Here is a 17535-nt window from a genome sequence, read left to right as displayed (position 1 = left end):
GCTTCGACGTGCAAGCGGAGACCGGAAAAAAACCCGGCTTCATCGACTTCAACCTTCTTACTTAACCTGGAGCAGACCATGCGTTTCATGATCATTGTGAAAGCCACCCCCGACAGCGAAGCCGGCGTGATGCCCGATGAAAGGCTCCTGGCCGCCATGGGCAAGTACAACGAAGAGCTGGTGAATGCCGGCGTGATGATGGCCGGTGAAGGCCTGCACCCCAGCGCCAAGGGCGCCAAGGTCCGGTTCTCCGGCAGCCGCCGCACGGTGGTGGACGGGCCCTTTGCCGAAGCCAAGGAGCTGATCGCGGGCTTCTGGATCTTCAACGTGAAGTCGCTCGAGGAAGCCGTCGACTGGGTCAAGCGCTGCCCGAATCCGATGCCGGGCGACTCGGAGATCGAGATCCGCCAGATCTTCGAAACCGAGGACTTCGGCGCCGAGCTCACGCCCGAGCTGCGCGAGCAGGAAGAGCGCCTGCGCGAGCGCATCGCCGGGGCCTGAAGCCGCCTTAGCCGGGGACGGCTACCATCGGGCCCGATGCCCGACTCCGCCCCCGCCATGCCTTCTTCCTCCGCCCCCGAGCCGGGCAGCGGCGCGCCGATCGCGCGCCCCACGGTCAGATTCTTGCTGGCCCACCCGGCCCACTTCATCGCGCTGGGCGGCGGCTCGGGCCTGTCGCGGCTGGCGCCGGGCACGGTCGGCACCTTGTGGGCCTGGGTCGCGTATCTGGTCATGCAGCTCTGGCTCACCCCCGGCGCCATTGGTTGGGTGATCCTGGCGTCGCTGCCGATCGGCTGGTGGGCCTGCACCGTCACCGCGCGAAACATGCGCGTGGCCGACCCGGGCAGCATCGTCTGGGACGAAGTGGTGGCTTTCTGGATCGTCCTCTGGCTGGTCACGCCCGCGGGCCTGCTGGCGCAGTGCATCGCCTTCGCCCTGTTCCGCTATTTCGACGCCGCCAAGCCCGGTCCGGTGCGCTGGGCCGACGGCCTGTTCAAGCAGCGCGACGCAGCGCCCGGCCAGTTGCGCTGGGGGCTGGCCGGCTTCGGCATCCTGTTCGACGACCTGGTGGCGGCCTTTTGCACCTTGCTCGTGATCGCGCTGTGGCGCGCCTTTGCCTGATACGGCCATGAGCGTTATTGAAACGCTGGACACGCCGAGCCTGGTTGCCCTGCTGGCCGCGCTGCTGCGCGAGCGGCAATGGACGATGGCCAGCGCCGAGAGCTGCACCGGCGGGCTCATCGCCGGCGCCTGCACCGACCTAGCCGGCTCCAGCGATTGGTTCGAGCGCGGTTTCGTCACCTATTCCAACGCCGCCAAGACCGAGCTGCTGGGCGTCGACGCCGGCCTGATCGCCATCCACGGCGCCGTCAGCGAGCCGGTGGTGCGCGCCATGGTGGCCGGCGCGCTGGCACATTCGCCGGCCCAGGTGTCGGTGGCCGTCACCGGCGTGGCCGGCCCGGCCGGCGGCAGCGCCGAGAAGCCGGTGGGCACCGTCTGGTTCGGCTGGTCGGTGCCAGGCCAGTTGCGCAGCGAGCGCCGCCGCTTCGATGGCGACCGCGCCGCGGTGCGCGCCGCCGCCGTGCACTACGCCCTGCAAGCCCTCGTCCAATTGATCAGAAACACTTCGCCATGAGCAATGCCCCTTCCGCATCCGACGCACTCGTCATCAGCAGCAACGACGCTCTGCACCGCTTCGAGGCCAGGAAGAACGGCGAGCTGGCCGGGTATGTCGAATACAACGTACTGTCGGAAGCGCTGCTGTTCACCCACACCGAGGTGCTGCCGGCCTTCGAAGGCCAGGGCGTGGGCTCGGCGCTGGCCAAGCATGTGCTGGGCGCGGCGCGGGCCCAGGGCAAGCAGGTGATTCCGGTGTGCCAGTTCATCGCCGGCTACATCCGCAAGCACCGCGAGTACGTTGAACTGGTGCGGCCCGACGTTCAGCGCGCCTTCAAGATTTAGCGCGACCGGTGCTTCAGCCGAGCTTGAAGTCGCCGATGGCTTCCTTCACGTCGGGCGGGAAATCGCCCAATTCCTGCACCTGGCGCACTTCGATGATTTCGTTGTCGCCGGCCGGGCAGCGCGAGGCCCAGGCGATGGCTTCTTCCTTCGACTTGACGTCGATCATCCAGTAGCCGCCCAGCACCTCCTTGGCCTCGGCAAAGGGCCCGTCGGTCACCTTGGGCTTGCCGCCGGCGAAGGTGACGCGCGCGCCCATCGAGGGCGGGTGCAGGCCGTCCAGCGCCAGCAGCACGCCGGCCTTCTGCAGCGTCTCGTTGTATTTCATCATCGCGGCCACGGCCTCGGCGCTGGGCAGGGTGCCCGCGGCGGCGTTTTCGTAGCCCTTGGGGATCATCAGCATCATGAATCGCATGGGGAACTTCCTTTCGTGAGTTGGGTAGGGCGCAGGCCTTTTGCCCGCGCTCCATTCCTACGTCGAACGGGCCATCGCGAAATCGACAAGGCCGGAGAAAAAAATTCTCAGGCGTCGCCGTTGCCAGCGCCGTGGCACTTCTTGAATTTCTTGCCGCTGCCGCAGGGACAAGGGTCGTTGCGCCCGGGCGTGGGCTCCTTGCGGATGGTTTCCACCCTGGGGCCCATGCTGCGCCACAGCTGGCGCAGGTCGTACACCGCCCAGATGGCGGCGCCCAGGTTGTCCAGGCGCTGCTGGCTCACCGTGGGCGGGCCGTCTTCGGCGTACATCGAGAAGGCGGGCGGCGCCTTGTCGTCTTCGGTCAGGGCCACGATGTCTTCCAGCGCGGCGTCCAGCATGTCGGCCGCGTCCTTGTCGCGCGGCGCGGCCCAGTCGGCCGGCCAGTTCTCCACCGCGTACATGAAGCCCAGGGCCCAGACCTGGGCGTAGGAGGGCACGCCTTCGGCCGGCAGATCGGCCTGCTCCTCGGGCGGCAGGGCGGCGATGGCGCCGCGCGTGTCCAGCACCTCGGGCTGGTAGCAGTGGTCGTCGTCCAGCGCCTGCACGTCGGCGTCCAGGCTGCTCTCGATCTCGGCCCAGCGCCGCTTCCAGCGCCAGACGAATTCCATGTGCTGGGCGGGATTGAACTCGTTGAACAGCACCGGCCAGTACTCGGCGGGCGGAATGTCACGGCGCGAGCAGATCAGCGCGGCCATGAAGCCTTCGCAGAATTCCCATTGCGGGATTTCTTCGTCGAGCTCGCGCATGGCGTCGAGCTCGGCGTCCAGGGCATCGAAGTCGTCGGGGCCAAGAGTGGAGCTGTCGGCGCTGTCGGGGGAGGGAATGGGGGTTGTCGTTGTCATGATGCAGAGGCGGAGCCCTCTATGATGCAGCAGGGCGAGGCCTTCGCACGTGACCATTCAGTTTCAACATTTCCCCCGCTTCCTTCTTCTTCGCGCCTGGCGCGGCGCGCTCGCATGAGCCCCGCCCGGCCGCCCGAAGGGGCTCGCACCGCAGTGCGCAGCACGGAGGTTGTTCAATGACCGCGTCTTTCCGACCCGCCGGCGCGGCAACCCGCCACTCGTCGCGCAAGGGCCTGGCCTCCACTCCCGCCCCGCTGGATGGCGAGGCGCCGCTGCCCGGCCCGCTGGACTACGCCGGTTTCCTGCAAGTGACCCTGCCGCAGCAGGACAAGCCGGTGGCCAGCCACCGGCTGGGCGATGAACGCGTCTGGCTGAAGAAGGCCGGTCCGCGCCACGGCAAGGCCCGCTATCGGGCGCTGGCGCTGCTGGCGGGCCTGTTCCGGCTGGAAGTGCTCAAGCCGGTGCCCAACCCCGGCGGCGAGGCCGCCATCGCGATCGAGGCGCGGCGCCTGCGCCAGCTGGCCGAGGCCGGGCTGCGGGTGCCGCAGGTGCTCGCGCAGCAGGCCGACGGGATCCTGATTTCCGATCTGGGCGAAAGCGGCCGCAGCACCACCGTGCTGCAGGAGCGCCTGGAACAGGCCGCCGCCGCGGGGCCGGCCGTTCTGCTGGCGGTATGGCGCGAGGGGCTGGACGCCATCGCCCATGTGCATGCCCAGGGCTGCTACCTGAGCCAGGCCTTCGACCGCAACTTCGTGCAATGCCCGGACGGCGTGATCGGCTACATCGACTTCGAAGATGACCCGGGCGAAACCCTGGGTCTGGCCGAATGCCAGACGCGCGATTGGCTGAGCTACCTGCATTCCACCGCCATGCTGGTGCACGCGGCGGCGCCGCAGCAGGCCGGCGGCCACTGGCATGCCGTGTTGGCCGATGCCAGCGACGCGGTGCGCGAGCGCCTGGCGCAGGCGGCCCGCCGCATGCGCTGGCTGCGCCGCCTGCCCAAAAGCCGGCGCTGGGGCCGCGACACCCAGCGGGTGCGTTGCGCCGCCAGCCTGCTGGCGCGCTGGTACGGCCTGAACGGCCAGGTCTTCAGCGCACCCACCCGCTACTGAGCCCCCAGGGCCGGGCCAGCCCGGCCGGCCCCCCGCGGGGGGATCAAGCAAAGTGGCAGAGCCACATTTGCTTGAATCCGCTGTAGGCGTCCCCCATTTGGTGGATTGAAATGCGGCGGCGCCGCAACGATGATGCCGCCTCTCCCCAGCACCGCCGGTGCAAGGAGCTCATCGACATGCCGAAACTGATCCTGATGGATGCGGCCGGAAATGTGCGGCAGATCCCGCTGTCGCCACCGGCCCTCACGCTGGGCCGCGGCCCGAACAACGACGTCGTGCTCGATTCCAAGCGCGCCAGCCGCTCGCATGCGGTGGTCGAGCTGGACGGGCCGAAGGCCTACATCACCGATCTGCACAGCCTCAACGGCACGCTGGTCAACGGCCAGCTGATCGACCGGCGTCCGCTGGCGCATGGCGACGCCATCGAGATCGGCAGCGTCGAACTGCGCTTCGTGGCGCTGGACCAGGTGCTGAGCGATGACGAGGCCATGCGGCTGCTCACGGCGCCCAGCCTGCCGACGGTGGACGACTGGGACTTCAGAGCGGCGGCGCAATGAACTGCGCCGCCACCGCCACGCCGAGCGCCTCGAGCGGCCGGCGCATCACCAGCACCGCGCGGTCCTTGCTGAGCAGGCGGGCGCGGTGCGCCACCGCCAGGTCGATAAAGACCTGGTCGTCCGGGTCTTCACAGCGGTAGGGGGCCGCTGCCGGCGCCTGCACGGCCTGGGCCTGTTCGTCGAAGGCCGCCAGCACCTGCGCGGCCGTGCGTTCGAAACGCGCCAGGCGCGCCGCGATCAGCGGGTAGCCCAGCACCCGAACCAGCTCCTCGCGCATGGCGGCGGTTGCGACCCAGCGGAGCAGGCCGCTCGCCAGCGCCGCACGCAGCGGCACGCAAGCCGGGTCGTCGAAGACCAGCAGGTCAAGCGCGAGGTTGGTATCCAGGACCAGGATTCGTGTCTGCATTTGCATGGAACGATAACAGTCTCGCGCTTCGCGTCCCCGGATGCATGTGTCCGGAAACGGCGAGCGGACAGCCGGCCTGCCGCCTAACATGGCATTTCAGTCTCATCAACGCGAAGGCACAGCCATGGCATCGATTCACCAGGAGCAGACGATCGACCTCGGCCCGGAGCAGGTCTGGGACGCAGTGCGGGACGTGGGCGCCCTGCACACGCGCCTGGTGGCCGGCTTCGTGACCGACTGCCGCCTGGACGGCGAGGCGCGCATCGTCAACTTTGCCGACGGCATGACGGCGCGCGAGCTGATCGTCGATGTCGACGACAACCAGCGGCGCCTGTGCTGGGCCGCGGTGGGCGCGCCGCTCAAGCATCACAACGCGTCGCTGCAGGTCCTCGCCGAGTGCGAGGGGCACAGCCGCGTGGTGTGGATCGCCGACCTGCTGCCACACGAATTCGCGCCAACCGTCGAAGCCATGATGGTGCAGGGCCTGGCGGCGATGAAGCGTACGCTGGAAGCCTAGGCTGCGTCCCGGAAGGCGCCGGCCTTCATGTCGAAGCGGAACAGCCGGCATTCGATCGGCCCGTTCCACATCGGCACCCGGCGCGTTTCCTTCAGCCGCATCTTTTGCGGCAGCTTCATGTCGGGCGTGAGGACCCAGGCGGTCCAGCCGGCGTAGTTCTTCTTCCAGTGGCTGGCCAGCTGCGGGAAGAAGTCGCCGCCGTCATCGGTCTGCGCGGTCTCGCGGGCCGGGCCGGGTGTGCGGGCAGCGACACGCGCGACGCCGCCGACTTCGATGCGCTCGCCGTATGGCGGATTGAGCATGATCACGCCGCCCTCGGCCGGCGGCATGCGCTGCAGCGCATCGCCACCGCGCAGCTGCACCCGCTCTGCGACGCCGGCGCGCTCGGCATTGCGCTGGGCAAAGTCCACCATGCGGTGCGAGACGTCGGAGCCGAAGACTTCGACGCCGCGCGCCACGGCGGCATCTTGCGCATCCTTTTGCAGCGCCGCCCACACATGCGGCTGGAAGGGCAGCAGTTTCTCGAAGCCGAAGCGCCGCTGGCCACCCGCCGGCATTCCGGCCGCGATCAGCGCCGCCTCGATCGGAATGGTGCCGCTGCCGCAGCAGGGGTCGTACAGGGGCTGCTCGGACACCTCGCCCGTTTCCGGGTTCCACCAACCGCTGGCGGCCAGCATGGCGGCGGCCAGGGTTTCCTTGAGCGGCGCGTCGCCCTTGTCGATGCGCCAGCCGCGCTTGAACAGGGGTTCGCCGCTGGTGTCGATGTAGAGGGTGAGCTCGTCGGTGGCGAGGTGGGCGAACACGCGCACGTCGGGCCACTGCGTCTCGATGCTGGGCCGCACGCCGCCGGCCTTGGCGCGGAAGCGATCGGCGATCGCATCCTTGATGCGCAGGGTGGCGAAGTTGAGGCTTTGCAGCGGGCTGTGCTGGGCGGTGGTCTCGATCTTGAAGGTCTGCTTGGGGCCAAACCAGTTTTCCCAGGCCACCGCGTTGGCCGCCTGGTACAGGTCGTTCTCGTTGCGGTAAGGCGTGTGCGAGAGCTGCACCAGCACGCGCTGGGCCAGCCGGCCATGCAGGTTGAGCTGCAGGCAATCGCGCCAGCTGGCGCGGGCGAACACGCCGCCGCGCGCGCTCATCAGGTCGTCGCCCACCAGTCCGGTGAGACGGTGCACTTCCTGCGCCAGCAGGTCTTCGACGCCGGCGGCGCAAGGCAGGAACAGTTGCAGCGAATTCATCGCCCCGATTGTCGCCGGCCAGGAAGGCGCCGGGACGCTGCAAGTTTTCCGGCTCCCTCGGGTGGGATGGACTCGGCTTGCCGAGGCACGGGGGCCTCGTCCTCAAGCAAATGTGGCTCTGCCACTTTGCTTGGTCCCCCGCGGGGGGCGGGCCGGGCTGGCCCGGCCCTGGGGGTCTATATAGTCGGCCCGCGATGAGCCTTTTGTTTTCATCCGCCGAGGCCGATCGCGCCGCCATCCAGACCGAACTGCTGCGCCTGAGCACGCAGCCCAGCGGCGCCGTGCTGGCCTTCCAGTTCCTGCTCGATTGCGGCGTGGCGGCCCTCTTCGCCTGGCAATACTCGCTGCTCATGGCGCTCCTGTGGCTGGCGCTGATCGCCCTGAGCACCGCCTGGCGCGCACTGGTCCCGCAGCAGCTGCCCGAACCGCTGCGCCCGGCCGAGCTGCCCGGCGAGCTGCGCCGCCACACCCTGCGCATCGCCGTGCACGAGGGCGCCCACGGGCTGGCCGGGGTGCTGCTATTCCATCCCGGCGATGCGGTGGCGCAGCTGCTGCTGGGCCTGGTGATGATGGGCATGACCTTGTCCTCGGCCTTCTCGGTGTCGTATGTGGCGCGGACCATGCAGCTGGCCATCACGATGCTGCTGCTGCCCGTCATCGTGATGAGCCTGGCTTTCGGCGCGCCGCCGGTGATGGGGCTGGCCGGCCTGGGCGCCGCGCTGCTGGTGATGATGTGGAAGCTGGTGGCGCAGCGCTCCTGCAAGCTGGAAGACTCCATCGGCCAGAGCCACAACGAGAGCGCGCTACGGGCCCAGGCCCTGGCCGGCTTGCAGACGGCCAAGCAGGCGCAGGCCGAGCGGCTGCGCTTCTTCTCGGCCGCCAACCATGACCTGCGCCAGCCGGTGATGGCCATCGGGCTGCAGGCCGAGGTGCTGCAGCAGCAGCTGCACGACGGTGCCAGCCCCGCCACGCTTCGGGCCACCCTGTCGGCATTGGCGCGGGCGCAGCAGGCGCTGGAGGGGCTGACCCAGCAGTTGCTGGAAATCGGCCGCATCGAAGCCGCCGCCGACCTGCTGACGCCAGGCCCGGTCGCGCTGGCCGCGCTGCTGGGCGAATTTGCCAGGCCGGCCGGGGCTGCGCACCGGGTGCGGGTGCGCTGCCCGGCCGATGCGCTGGCCTGGAGCGACCCGGTCGCCCTGCGCCGCATGATCGCCAATCTGGTGGACAACGCGCTCAAGTTCTCGCCGCCGCCGCACGGCCGCGTGCTGTTGGCCTGCCGCCAGCGCGGCGACCGGTGGCGCATCGAGGTGCGCGACAACGGCGTCGGCATCGCGCCGTGCGACCAGGAACGGGTGTTCGGCGACTTCGAGCAGATCGGCAACACCGCGCGCAATCTGCGGCACGGCCATGGCCTGGGCCTGGCCATCGTGCGGCGGCTGGCGCAGCGGCTGGACGCGCAGATCAGCCTGCGCTCCGCGCCGGGACGCGGCTCGGTCTTTGCCTTCGCGCTGCCGGCGGCCCCGCAGGGCGCGACCAGCACGCCAGCGGCGCGCGGGCCGCAGCAGGCGCCCGAGACGCCGGCCGCCGCGCTGCGGCCCGGCCTGTCGGTGCTGGTGGTGGAGGACAACGCCGTGGTGGCCGAAGGCCTGGTCGCCATCCTGCGCCACTGGGACGCCCGGCCGCGCATCTATGGCAGCGCCGACGAACTGATGGCGGACGGCGTCGACCTGCACGGCGTCGACCTGGCGTTGTGCGACATCCGCCTGCCGGGTCGCACCGACGGCGTGGCACTGGCCGAGCAGTTGCAGCGCCTGCGGCCGGAGCTGGCCATCGCCCTGGTTTCGGCCGACATCGACGAAGCCACCAGCGCCCTGGCGCGCGAGCGCGGCTGGCATGCCCTGCGCAAGCCGGTGCAGCCAGGCGCACTGCGCGCCGTGCTGGCAGCGGCCCAGGCCGAGCGCAGCCTCGCTCCGGTGGCCGCTGACGCTTCCTGAGTTGCCCGACGGGCTCGAAGCACCGTACCCCCGGGCATACCCGAATAGCGCACGCGATTCTCGGGCAACTAGATGTCAGTTGTCCTATGACTTATATGTTTTCAGATATCTTTACTGATGTAAACGTTATCCGCAGGGCCTTGAATACGCGGGCGGTTGGGCCTAGCATCCGCGACTCAGTTGTATGACGACTGATGACACCGCCGATTTGTTGGAGATCGTGCGGCACTTCAACCCACCCGAGGAAAACAATGAAACGCAGAGACTTCACCCTTTCCGTCCTGACGCCGCTCACCCTGGCGGCCTGCGGCGGAGGCTCGGACAGCGCCACCACGTCCGGCGGCTCGACGTCGGCCGCCGCGGCTGCCGCAGTGGCCGAAAAGCAGACGCCCCAGAAGACAGCCGCCAAGGCGTTGAAGGAGGCCGCGGTCTACATGGACGAAACGGTGTCCTACCGCGGCGGCTACGTCTGGTCCTATTCGCCCGACCTGACGCAGACCTTCGGCGAGATGGAAGCCAAGCGCACCATGTGCTGGATCCAGCCGCCCGGCACCCCCTCGGTGGGCCATGTGTACCTCGACGCCTACCACGCCACCGGCCAGGAGCGCTTCTACGAGGCGGCCGAGCGCACCGCGCTGGCCGTGGCCGCAGCCCAGCATCCGGCCGGCGGCTGGAACTACATCTTCGATTTCGCCGGCGAGGAATCGCTCAAGCACTGGTACGAGACCATCGGCGCCAACGGCTGGCGGCTGGAGGAATTCCAGCACTACTACGGCAATGCCACTTTCGACGACGCCGGCACCGCCGTGGCCTCGCAGTTCATGCTGCGGATGTACCTGGAGAAGAAGGACCCGCGCTTCCTGGCACCGTTGCAAAAGGCCATCGGATTCATCCTGGCCGCCCAGTTCGGGCCGGAGTTCGGCATTGCCGGCGGTGGCTGGCCGCAGCGCTTCCCGCATTTCGCCGGCTCGATCACGTCGATGCCGCTGCCCAACCCGCAGCAGCTGCCGGCGGGCGCGCGCGCCGGCATGGAAGACGGCGACTACACCCTGCACGTCACCTTCAACGACGACGTGATGGGCGAGAACATCAAGTTCCTCACCATGTGCATCGTCGCCCTGGGCGAGACGCGGCTGGTGGAGCCGATCACGCGCGCCATGGACTGCATGCGCCTGATGCAGAACCCCGGGCCGCAGGCCGGCTGGAGCCTGCAGCACTTGTCGCGCATCACGGGCGGGCGCAATGCCGGCGAGCCGGCCGGCGCGCGCAGCTACGAGCCGCGCTCGCTGGCCACGCACACGACGCAGACCAACATCCAGCAGCTGTTCAACTACTTCACCCTGACCGGTGATCGCAAGTACCTGCAGCGCATTCCCGAAGCCATCGCCTGGCTCAAGACGGTGCCGCTGCCGGCCAACGCGGTGCAGCTCAATCCGCTGCTGGCCGGCCGCACGCATCCCACCTTCGTGGAGCTGGGCAGCAACGAGCCGCTGTACGTGCATCGCTACGGCTCCAACATCCACAACGGCGCCTACTTCTACGACAAGGACATCACCAACACCGTGAGCCACTACTCGGCCGGCCGCGCCATCAACATCGCCAGCCTGGAGTCGAGGTACAACACGCTGGCGTCGATGAGCGACGCGGCGGTGGCGGAACTGGTGGCGCGCTCGCCGCTGCGCAGCACGCAGCCGCGCGAGCTGCCCAAGTACTTCTCGATCCGCGAGGTCGACTTCCCGGACCTGTTCCTGGGCGCCAAGATGACGACGCCGGTGGTGCCGCAATCGGAGGTCGACACCCTGATCGACGAGCTGGGCACCAAGCACTACTGGACCGCGCCCGTGCCCGAAATCGTGAATCCCTTCCGCGGCCCCGGACCGTCCACGCCCTACACCGGCACCGCCTACCGCAGCAAGCATGTCGGCGATGTCTACGACACCTCGCCCTACCCGGCCGACAACCCGCCCGAGATCGAGCCGTATGTGAAGCGGGAGAAGCCGCAGTTCATCGTCACGTCGGACTTCATTCGCCGCATGGGCCGGCTGATCTCGTTCATCGCGCCGGCGGCCTGACACCGCCCGGGCACGCCGGTCAAAGTGCCTTGCGCAAATTGGCCGGCGCGATGCGCAGCGCCTCGCGGTACTTGGCGACCGTGCGGCGCGCGCATTCGATACCCTGCTCCTTGAGCATGTCCGACAGTTGGCTGTCGGACAGCGGCTTCTTCAGGTCTTCCGAGCCGACGAACTGCTTGATCAGCGCGCGCACCGCGGTGCTGGAGGCATTGCCACCGGTCTCGGTGCCCAGCGCCGAGCCGAAAAAGTACTTGAGCTCCACCGTGCCGAAGGGCGTGGCCATGTACTTTGCGGTGGTCACGCGGCTGATGGTGGATTCGTGCAGGCCCAGCTCGTCGGCGATCTCGCGCAGCACCAGCGGGCGCATGGCCAGTTCGCCGTGCACGAAAAAGCTCTTCTGGCGCTCGACGATGGCATTGGACACGCGAAGGATGGTGTCGAAGCGCTGCTGGATGTTCTTGATGAACCAGCGCGCCTCCTGCAGCCGCTGGCTCAGCGCCTGGCTGCCCTCGCCCTTGTGGGCCTTGAGCGCACCGGCGTAGATGTCGTGCACGCGCAGGCGCGGCATCACGTCAGGGTTGAGCTGCACCCGGAACTTGACGTTGGTGCCGCTGCCCAGGCGGGTAACGATCACGTCGGGCACCACCACGTTGCGCTCCACGTTGACAAAACGCCGGCCCGGCTTAGGCTCCAGCCGCGCGATGAGCTGCATGGCGGCGCGTACCTTGTCTTCGCTCGAGCGCGTGAGCGTGGCCAGGCGCTTGAAGTCGCGCCGCGCCAGCAGGGTGAGCGGTTGCTTGCAGACGGCCAGGGCGGTCTTGCGCACCTCGGCATGCGGCTCGTCCTCGTGCTCGCTGGCCAGGCCGCGCAGCTGGATCGCCAGGCATTCGCCCAGGTCGCGCGCGCCGACGCCCGCCGGCTCCAGGCTCTGCAGCAGGCCCAGCGCCATCTGGAAGCGGTGCACCAGGTCGTCGAACTGGTCGTTGTCGTCGCCGGCCAGGCCCGAGGCCAGGGCGGGCAGCGAGTCTTCCAGGTAGCCGTCCTCGTTGAGCGACTCGATCAGGAAGCGCAGTGCGGCGCGGTCAACTTCGGACAGCCGCAGGCTCAGCGCCTGCCGGTGCAAAAAGTCTTGCAGCGATTCCTGGCTGCGCGCCAGCTCGGTGGCGTCGGCGGCCTCGTCGTTGCCCAGGTTGTTGTTGCGCGCCGGGGCGTCGCTGCCCCATTCGCTGTCGTCCGGCGCCATGTCGACGCTGCCGTCGCCTTCCCAGTCGGGCTCGGCATCGGCGATGTCGGCGGGCGCGTCGGCGGCCGTGACTTCGGCGTCTTGCGCCGCAATGGTGCTGACGCCGTCCTGGCCGTTCATCAGCGCCAGGCCCGCCGCCTCCTCGTCGCGCACGTCGCGCGCGGCCGTCGCATCCTCGGCCGCGAGGCCGAATTCCTCGCGCGGCGCTTCCTCGGCGCTGCGCTCGAGAAAGGGGTTCTCGTCGAGCATCTGCTCGACTTCCTGCGACAGCTCGAGCGTGGACAACTGCAGCAGCCGTATCGACTGCTGCAATTGCGGAGTGAGCGCGAGATGCTGCGATACGCGCAGCGACAGGCCTTGCTTCATGGACGTGTTCGCGCAGCCTTCTTACATGCGGAAGTGTTCGCCGAGGTACACCCTGCGCACGTCGGCGTTTTCGACGATTTCCGTGGGCGTTCCCTGTGCCAGCACATGCCCGTCGCTGATGATGTAGGCGTGGTCGCAGATGCCCAGCGTCTCGCGCACGTTGTGGTCGGTGATGAGCACGCCGATGCCGCGCTCCTTCAGGAAACTGATGATGCGCTGGATCTCGATCACGGCGATCGGGTCGATGCCGGCGAAGGGCTCGTCCAGCAGGATGAAGCGCGGCTGCGTGGCCAGTGCGCGGGCGATCTCCACGCGCCGCCGCTCGCCGCCCGACAAGGCCAGCGCGGGTGAGTCGCGCAGGTGGTCGACGCGCAGGTCGGTCAAGAGCTCTTCCAGCCGCTCTTCCATGCGCGCCTTGGACAGCGGCTGCAGCACGCCGCGCTCGTCCGGCTCGCGCTGCAGCTCGAGCACGGCGCGCACGTTGTCGGCCACGTTGAGCTTGCGAAAGATCGAGGCCTCTTGCGGCAGGTAGCTCAGGCCCATGCGCGCGCGGCGGTGGATCGGCATGTGCTCGATGGCTTCGCCGTCGATGCTGATCAGGCCGTCGTCGGCGCGCACCAGCCCGACGATCATGTAGAAGGAGGTGGTCTTGCCGGCGCCGTTGGGGCCCAGCAGGCCCACCACCTCGCCTTTTTGCACGTCCAGCGAGACGTCCTTCACCACCGTGCGGCTGCCGTAGTTCTTCTTGAGGCCGCGCGCCTGCAGCCTGCTGGCGCCGTTGCGGCCGTCGCTCGAGGACGCTTCCATGCCTGCGCGATCGATCACTTGCTGCCTCCGCCACCCAGCGTGGTGCTGGGACGCAGGCCCTTGCCGGGCGCAGGCGCAGGCGCCTGCTTGCCGCCCGCCGGCGCGCCCGCCTCGGCCCGCGGCGCCAGCACGGCGCGCACCCGGCCGCCGTCGGCATTGCTGCCGCCAGGCGCCTGCGGCGCGCCGTTCACGCTGAAGGTGTCGTTGCTCTGGTCGTAGACGATCAGCGCGCCGGTGGTTTCGTCGTTCACCTTGGCGCCGACCAGGCGGCGCATCACCGCACGCCGCACGAACTTCACGTTGTCGGCACGGCTGTCGTATTCGATGACTTCGGATTCGCCTTCGATCCACTCGTCGCTGCCGGGCTCGCCGTCGCGCTTTTGCTTGAAGTAGGCCAGCTTGCCGGGCGCCGCCGTGACCACGCCGTACTGGTAGCCCTCCGGGTCCTGCCGCACGTCGATGCGGGCGCCGCGAATGACGATGGTGCCCTTGGTCACCACCACGTTGCCGTTGAACACGCTTTCCTGTTTCAGGTCGTCATAGCGCATCGCATCGGCTTCGATGTTCATCGGCTTGTTGCGGTCAGCCTTTTCGGCCTGCGCCGGGCCGGCACCGGCCAGCGCCAGCACGCAAAAAAGAACGGCGCCGCCAAGCCGGTGAAGGACGTTGGCAGAGAAAGGGAGAATGGAGGGAAATGTCATAGGGCACGAAACTTGCTCTCGACAGATTGTAGGGGGCAAATGCGACGCCCCCGACGAAAAAGCCCGCCGAAGCGGGCTTTGCGGATGCACCGGGCGGGGCCGGTCAGAAGCTTCTCAGGCCTTGCGAGCTTCGCCGATCAAATAGTCGGTGATCTGCAGGGCGCGGTCCAGGTTGCGGGCCAGTTCGCCGTCCACGTAGTAGCGGCCGGCCACGCCCAGCGCCGGCACGCCGCCGACCTGGTAATCGTTGGTGAGCTGGGCCGCCCGCTTGACCTTGCCGGAAACGGTGAAGGACTTGTACATCTCGGCAAACTTCTGGCCGTCCAGGCCGGGCTGCTTGCCGGCCCAGTCCAGCACGGCGGCATCGCCGAAGATCGGCTGGCGCTGCTTGTGGATGGCGTTGAAGAGGGGCATCTGGAACTCGTCCACCTTGCCCAGCGCCTCCAGCGTGTAGTACAGGCGTTGCTTGCTTTCCACGTCATTGCCGACAAAGGGCACGGGCACCCGGCGGAAGGCCACGTGCGCGGGCAGCTTCTTGACCCAGGCCTCCAGGGTCGGCTCGAACTGCGCGCAGTGCGGGCAGTTGTACGAGAAGAATTCGACCACCTCGACCTTGCCGGCCGGCGCATCGACCGGCGCGGGCTTCTTCAGTGCGACGTAGTCGGTGCCGGCCTTGAAGGCGCCTTGCGCCCGGGCGGCAGTGCTGGCCACGAACGGCGCCAAACCGACGGTTGCGGCGGCCAGCGAAAAGTCACGACGTTTCATAAAGATGTTTCTCCTGTGCGGCTGACAGAGCCCGCCGGGCCACGCGAAGTTCCGCGGGCCCCTTCGGCGGATGCAATTGATTGGCTAACGCTGAACGCGGACCAGAGCGGTTTCCAGGCCACCGCCGTCCAGGCGGTCCTTCAGGCGGTCGGCATCGTCCTTCTTGTTGAAGGGGCCCGCGCGCACCCGGTAGACGGTGCGGCCGGCCTGCTCGCGCTCGGTGACCTTGGCCTCCACGCCCATCAGCGACAGCTTGGCGCGCTGCGCCTCGGCATCTTCCGTGCTGCGGAAGGCGCCGGCCTGGACGAAGTAGATGAAGGGGTCGGGCGCGTTGGGGTTGGCGGCGGCCGTGGTGCTGCCATTGCTGCTGCCGCCACCGGCGCGAGACCGGGCGAGGTCGCCGATCGGGTCTTCCGAATCGGGGTTCACCACGGCGGGCACCGGGCCCTTGGGCTTGTTCGGCACCACCACCGGCACCGGCGCCGAGGTGGACGGCGCGGCGGCGGTCACGCTGCCGGACGCGCTCGCGCCGTTGGCGGCCGGCGCGGCCGGCGGCTTGGCGGCGCCGGCCTTGCCGGCCAGCGGTGCGTTCGGATCCCAGTCGCGGTTTCGGCGGGCTTCGGCTTCGTCCTGCTCGGCCGTGTTGCGCTGTGTCTTGGATACAAACGGAATCGGCACCTTGGTCACGTACACCGCAATGCCGAGGGCGGCGCCCAGGCCGATCACGATGCCGATGATCAGGCCGATAAAGGTGTTGCCGCGTTGTCTGGTCTTCATGGTCGTCGCCATCTACTTTTCGCTTACATCTTGCGCGGCGCACTGACGCCGAGAACTGCCAGGCCATTGTGCAGCACCTGCGCGGTGGCCGCGACCAGGGCCAGGCGCGCCAGCTTCACTTTCTCGTCGTCCACCAGGATGCGCTCGCTGTCGTAGTAGCTGTGATAGGTCGCAGCCAGCTCGCGCAGGTAGAAGGTGACGTCGTGCGGCGCGAAGTCGGCGGCCGCGCCGGTGAGCATGGCCGGGTACTTGGCCAGCATCAGCATGAGCGACTGCGCCGCCGGGCTGTCGAGCGCCGACAGGTCAGCTTTGTGCAGCTGCGCCTCGTCGCCCCCCCAGGCCGCCAGCACCGAGCAGATGCGGGCATGGGCGTACTGCACGTAGTACACCGGGTTGTCGTTGTTCTGCGCCAGCGCCAGGTCGATGTCGAAGGTGTATTCGGTGTCGGGCTTGCGGGACAGCAGGAAGAAGCGCACCGCGTCGGTGCTGGTCCATTCGATCAGATCGCGCAGCGTGACGTAGCTGCCGGCGCGCTTGCTGATCTTCACCTCTTCGCCGCCACGCACCACACGCACCATGGTGTGCAGCACGTAGCTGGGGTAGTCGGGCGGCATCTCGGGGTCGGCCGCCTGCAGGCCGGCGCGCACGCGGGCGATGGTGCCGTGGTGGTCGGTGCCCTGGATGTTCACCACCTGGTGGAAGCCGCGCTCCCACTTGGCGATGTGATAGGCGACGTCGGGCACGAAGTAGGTGTAGCTGCCGTCGCCCTTGCGCATGACGCGGTCCTTGTCGTCGCCGTAGTCGGTCGACTTGAGCCACAGCGCGCCGTCCTGCTCGTAGGTCTTGCCGGCCTCGACCAGGCGCGTCACGGCGGCCTCGACCCGGCCGCTGGTGTACAGGCTCGACTCCAGGTAGTAGTTGTCGAAGCGCACGCGGAAGGCCTTGAGGTCCAGGTCCTGCTCGTGGCGCAGGTAGGCCACGGCGAACTGGCGGATCGAATCCAGGTCTTCCACGTCGCCGCTGGCGGTGTACTCGCGGTCGTCCGACTTGACGGTTTCCTTGGCCAGGAAGTCCTTGGCGATGTCGCCGATGTAGTCGCCGTTGTAGGCCTGCTCGGGCCAGCCGGCATCGCCGGGCTTGAGGCCCTTGGCGCGCAGCTGGGTGCTGTTGGCCAGGGTCTGGATCTGCACGCCGGCGTCGTTGTAATAGAACTCGCGATACACCGCCTTGCCCTGCGTATCCAGCAGGTTGCAGATGGCGTCGCCCAGGGCGGCCTGGCGGCCGTGGCCCACGTGCAGCGGGCCGGTCGGGTTGGCCGAGACGAACTCGACCAGCACGCGCTCGGCGCCTTCGGCCGGTGCAGCCTGGCGACCGAAGGCGGCGCCGGCTTCCAGCACCTCGCGCACCACCTGCTGCTTGGCAGCCGTCTTGAGGCGGATGTTGAGGAAGCCTGGGCCGGCGATCTCGATCGCGTCGACCCATTGCTGATAGGCGGGTGTCGCCATCAGCGCGTCGCTGATGGCCTGGGCCAGGTCGCGCGGCTTGCGCGAGAGCGGTTTGGCCAGCTGCATGGCGGCCGTGCAGGCGTAGTCGCCATGGGCGGCCACCTTGGGAGATTCGAAGGCCGCCTTGGCGCCGGCGCCAGGCGAGAGGGATTCGAGCGTGTTCGCCAGTTGGGCGAGCAGCTCTTGTTTGACCAATAGCATT

19 protein-coding genes are annotated in these 17535 nt (G+C 68.5%); 9 read left to right on the top strand and 10 right to left on the bottom strand.

Annotated elements, in window-relative coordinates; all coding sequences use genetic code 11:
* Positions 1 to 78: 78 nt before the first annotated feature.
* From ACIPRI_RS08410 to ACIPRI_RS08395, 4 genes are read left to right on the top strand one after another with little or no spacing between them, the layout of a single operon-like run.
* Positions 79 to 501: a YciI family protein gene (locus ACIPRI_RS08410; RefSeq protein ID WP_446620967.1), complete on the top strand. Its 423-nt coding sequence runs from the start codon at positions 79 to 81 to the stop codon at positions 499 to 501.
* 57 nt (positions 502 to 558) lie between these two features.
* Positions 559 to 1122 (top strand): phosphatidylglycerophosphatase A family protein, encoded by a 564-nt coding sequence (locus ACIPRI_RS08405; protein WP_446621073.1) that lies wholly within the window; start codon positions 559 to 561, stop codon positions 1120 to 1122.
* Positions 1123 to 1129: 7 nt separating this feature from the next.
* A complete protein-coding gene (locus ACIPRI_RS08400; protein WP_446620966.1) occupies positions 1130 to 1636 on the top strand; it encodes a CinA family protein in 507 nt (168 codons plus the stop codon).
* Positions 1633 to 1962: a GNAT family N-acetyltransferase gene (locus tag ACIPRI_RS08395; protein ID WP_446620965.1), complete on the top strand. Its 330-nt coding sequence runs from the start codon at positions 1633 to 1635 to the stop codon at positions 1960 to 1962. Before ACIPRI_RS08400 ends, ACIPRI_RS08395 begins: the two co-directional genes overlap by 4 nt.
* A gap of 13 nt (positions 1963 to 1975) precedes the next feature.
* Here ACIPRI_RS08395 and ACIPRI_RS08390 read toward each other — a convergent pair whose 3' ends face one another.
* Together ACIPRI_RS08390 and ACIPRI_RS08385 are read right to left on the bottom strand one after the other, a co-directional pair.
* Positions 1976 to 2374, bottom strand: coding sequence for a YciI family protein (locus ACIPRI_RS08390; protein ID WP_446620964.1), 399 nt, complete (start codon positions 2372 to 2374; stop codon positions 1976 to 1978).
* Between the two features lie 107 nt (positions 2375 to 2481).
* The gene (locus ACIPRI_RS08385) at positions 2482 to 3276 is read right to left on the bottom strand and encodes a UPF0149 family protein (protein WP_446620963.1); all 795 of its coding nucleotides are present in this window, start codon (positions 3274 to 3276) and stop codon (positions 2482 to 2484) included.
* Positions 3277 to 3452: 176 nt separating this feature from the next.
* On the opposite strand from ACIPRI_RS08385, the gene ACIPRI_RS08380 reads away from it, so the two are divergent.
* Together ACIPRI_RS08380 and ACIPRI_RS08375 are read left to right on the top strand one after the other, a co-directional pair.
* Positions 3453 to 4388, top strand: a complete 936-nt coding sequence (locus tag ACIPRI_RS08380; protein ID WP_446620962.1) for a hypothetical protein — start codon at positions 3453 to 3455, stop codon at positions 4386 to 4388.
* 176 nt (positions 4389 to 4564) lie between these two features.
* The gene (locus tag ACIPRI_RS08375) at positions 4565 to 4945 is read left to right on the top strand and encodes an FHA domain-containing protein (protein ID WP_446620961.1); all 381 of its coding nucleotides are present in this window, start codon (positions 4565 to 4567) and stop codon (positions 4943 to 4945) included.
* Here ACIPRI_RS08375 and ACIPRI_RS08370 read toward each other — a convergent pair.
* On the bottom strand, positions 4926 to 5351 hold the full coding sequence (locus tag ACIPRI_RS08370; protein WP_446620960.1) for a PIN domain-containing protein: 426 nt from the start codon (positions 5349 to 5351) through the stop codon (positions 4926 to 4928). The genes ACIPRI_RS08375 and ACIPRI_RS08370 overlap by 20 nt on opposite strands.
* 124 nt (positions 5352 to 5475) lie before the next feature.
* Here ACIPRI_RS08370 and ACIPRI_RS08365 point away from each other — a divergent pair, with 124 nt between their 5' ends.
* On the top strand, positions 5476 to 5868 hold the full coding sequence (locus ACIPRI_RS08365; protein ID WP_446620959.1) for an SRPBCC family protein: 393 nt from the start codon (positions 5476 to 5478) through the stop codon (positions 5866 to 5868).
* On the opposite strand, the gene ACIPRI_RS08360 is transcribed toward ACIPRI_RS08365, so the two are convergent.
* A complete protein-coding gene (locus tag ACIPRI_RS08360; RefSeq protein ID WP_446620958.1) occupies positions 5865 to 7103 on the bottom strand; it encodes a THUMP domain-containing class I SAM-dependent RNA methyltransferase in 1239 nt (412 codons plus the stop codon). The genes ACIPRI_RS08365 and ACIPRI_RS08360 overlap by 4 nt on opposite strands.
* 194 nt (positions 7104 to 7297) lie before the next feature.
* On the opposite strand from ACIPRI_RS08360, the gene ACIPRI_RS08355 reads away from it, so the two are divergent.
* Both ACIPRI_RS08355 and ACIPRI_RS08350 read left to right on the top strand, forming a co-directional pair.
* A complete protein-coding gene (locus ACIPRI_RS08355; RefSeq protein ID WP_446620957.1) occupies positions 7298 to 9097 on the top strand; it encodes an ATP-binding protein in 1800 nt (599 codons plus the stop codon).
* A gap of 251 nt (positions 9098 to 9348) precedes the next feature.
* Positions 9349 to 11169, top strand: coding sequence for a pectate lyase (locus ACIPRI_RS08350; protein WP_446620956.1), 1821 nt, complete (start codon positions 9349 to 9351; stop codon positions 11167 to 11169).
* 19 nt (positions 11170 to 11188) lie between these two features.
* Here the strand turns inward: ACIPRI_RS08350 and ACIPRI_RS08345 are convergent, their stop codons facing one another.
* The 6 genes from ACIPRI_RS08345 to argS all read right to left on the bottom strand — a co-directional run bounded on the left by ACIPRI_RS08345 (position 11189) and on the right by argS (position 17534).
* On the bottom strand, positions 11189 to 12778 hold the full coding sequence (locus ACIPRI_RS08345) for an RNA polymerase factor sigma-54 (RefSeq protein WP_446620955.1): 1590 nt from the start codon (positions 12776 to 12778) through the stop codon (positions 11189 to 11191).
* A gap of 21 nt (positions 12779 to 12799) precedes the next feature.
* Positions 12800 to 13585 (bottom strand): LPS export ABC transporter ATP-binding protein, encoded by a 786-nt coding sequence (gene lptB, locus ACIPRI_RS08340; RefSeq protein WP_446621072.1) that lies wholly within the window; start codon positions 13583 to 13585, stop codon positions 12800 to 12802.
* 14 nt (positions 13586 to 13599) lie between these two features.
* A complete protein-coding gene (gene lptA, locus ACIPRI_RS08335) occupies positions 13600 to 14286 on the bottom strand; it encodes a lipopolysaccharide transport periplasmic protein LptA (protein ID WP_446620954.1) in 687 nt (228 codons plus the stop codon).
* Between the two features lie 114 nt (positions 14287 to 14400).
* Complete coding sequence (locus tag ACIPRI_RS08330) at positions 14401 to 15051, bottom strand: thiol:disulfide interchange protein DsbA/DsbL (protein WP_446620953.1); 651 nt, start codon at positions 15049 to 15051, stop codon at positions 14401 to 14403.
* An 84-nt stretch (positions 15052 to 15135) separates the two neighbouring features.
* Positions 15136 to 15828 carry an SPOR domain-containing protein gene (locus ACIPRI_RS08325; protein ID WP_446620952.1) on the bottom strand — a complete coding sequence of 231 codons (693 nt, stop codon included), beginning with the start codon at positions 15826 to 15828 and terminating at the stop codon, positions 15136 to 15138.
* A gap of 23 nt (positions 15829 to 15851) precedes the next feature.
* Positions 15852 to 17534, bottom strand: coding sequence for an arginine--tRNA ligase (gene argS, locus ACIPRI_RS08320; RefSeq protein ID WP_446620951.1), 1683 nt, complete (start codon positions 17532 to 17534; stop codon positions 15852 to 15854).
* Position 17535: the final 1 nt, after the last annotated feature.

Source organism: Variovorax sp. LARHSF232 (genome assembly GCF_052871435.1).
Note: the sequence above shows the minus strand (reverse complement) of the source record. Positions and strands in the feature narration are given on the sequence as shown.

What these genes read in the sequence shown, in the direction of transcription:
- ACIPRI_RS08355 (WP_446620957.1), top strand. Translation starts at nt 7,298, where the DNA reads ATGAGCCTTTTGTTTTCATCCGCCGAGGCCGATCGCGCCGCCATCCAG.
- ACIPRI_RS08345 (WP_446620955.1), bottom strand. Translation starts at nt 12,778, where the DNA reads ATGAAGCAAGGCCTGTCGCTGCGCGTATCGCAGCATCTCGCGCTCACT.
- lptB (WP_446621072.1), bottom strand. Translation starts at nt 13,585, where the DNA reads ATGGAAGCGTCCTCGAGCGACGGCCGCAACGGCGCCAGCAGGCTGCAG.
- ACIPRI_RS08350 (WP_446620956.1), top strand. Translation starts at nt 9,349, where the DNA reads ATGAAACGCAGAGACTTCACCCTTTCCGTCCTGACGCCGCTCACCCTG.
- ACIPRI_RS08385 (WP_446620963.1), bottom strand. Translation starts at nt 3,276, where the DNA reads ATGACAACGACAACCCCCATTCCCTCCCCCGACAGCGCCGACAGCTCC.
- ACIPRI_RS08375 (WP_446620961.1), top strand. Translation starts at nt 4,565, where the DNA reads ATGCCGAAACTGATCCTGATGGATGCGGCCGGAAATGTGCGGCAGATC.
- ACIPRI_RS08380 (WP_446620962.1), top strand. Translation starts at nt 3,453, where the DNA reads ATGACCGCGTCTTTCCGACCCGCCGGCGCGGCAACCCGCCACTCGTCG.
- ACIPRI_RS08365 (WP_446620959.1), top strand. Translation starts at nt 5,476, where the DNA reads ATGGCATCGATTCACCAGGAGCAGACGATCGACCTCGGCCCGGAGCAG.
- ACIPRI_RS08395 (WP_446620965.1), top strand. Translation starts at nt 1,633, where the DNA reads ATGAGCAATGCCCCTTCCGCATCCGACGCACTCGTCATCAGCAGCAAC.
- ACIPRI_RS08400 (WP_446620966.1), top strand. Translation starts at nt 1,130, where the DNA reads ATGAGCGTTATTGAAACGCTGGACACGCCGAGCCTGGTTGCCCTGCTG.
- ACIPRI_RS08410 (WP_446620967.1), top strand. Translation starts at nt 79, where the DNA reads ATGCGTTTCATGATCATTGTGAAAGCCACCCCCGACAGCGAAGCCGGC.
- ACIPRI_RS08325 (WP_446620952.1), bottom strand. Translation starts at nt 15,828, where the DNA reads ATGAAGACCAGACAACGCGGCAACACCTTTATCGGCCTGATCATCGGC.
- lptA (WP_446620954.1), bottom strand. Translation starts at nt 14,286, where the DNA reads ATGACATTTCCCTCCATTCTCCCTTTCTCTGCCAACGTCCTTCACCGG.
- ACIPRI_RS08330 (WP_446620953.1), bottom strand. Translation starts at nt 15,051, where the DNA reads ATGAAACGTCGTGACTTTTCGCTGGCCGCCGCAACCGTCGGTTTGGCG.
- ACIPRI_RS08405 (WP_446621073.1), top strand. Translation starts at nt 559, where the DNA reads ATGCCTTCTTCCTCCGCCCCCGAGCCGGGCAGCGGCGCGCCGATCGCG.
- ACIPRI_RS08360 (WP_446620958.1), bottom strand. Translation starts at nt 7,103, where the DNA reads ATGAATTCGCTGCAACTGTTCCTGCCTTGCGCCGCCGGCGTCGAAGAC.
- ACIPRI_RS08390 (WP_446620964.1), bottom strand. Translation starts at nt 2,374, where the DNA reads ATGCGATTCATGATGCTGATGATCCCCAAGGGCTACGAAAACGCCGCC.
- argS (WP_446620951.1), bottom strand. Translation starts at nt 17,534, where the DNA reads ATGCTATTGGTCAAACAAGAGCTGCTCGCCCAACTGGCGAACACGCTC.
- ACIPRI_RS08370 (WP_446620960.1), bottom strand. Translation starts at nt 5,351, where the DNA reads ATGCAGACACGAATCCTGGTCCTGGATACCAACCTCGCGCTTGACCTG.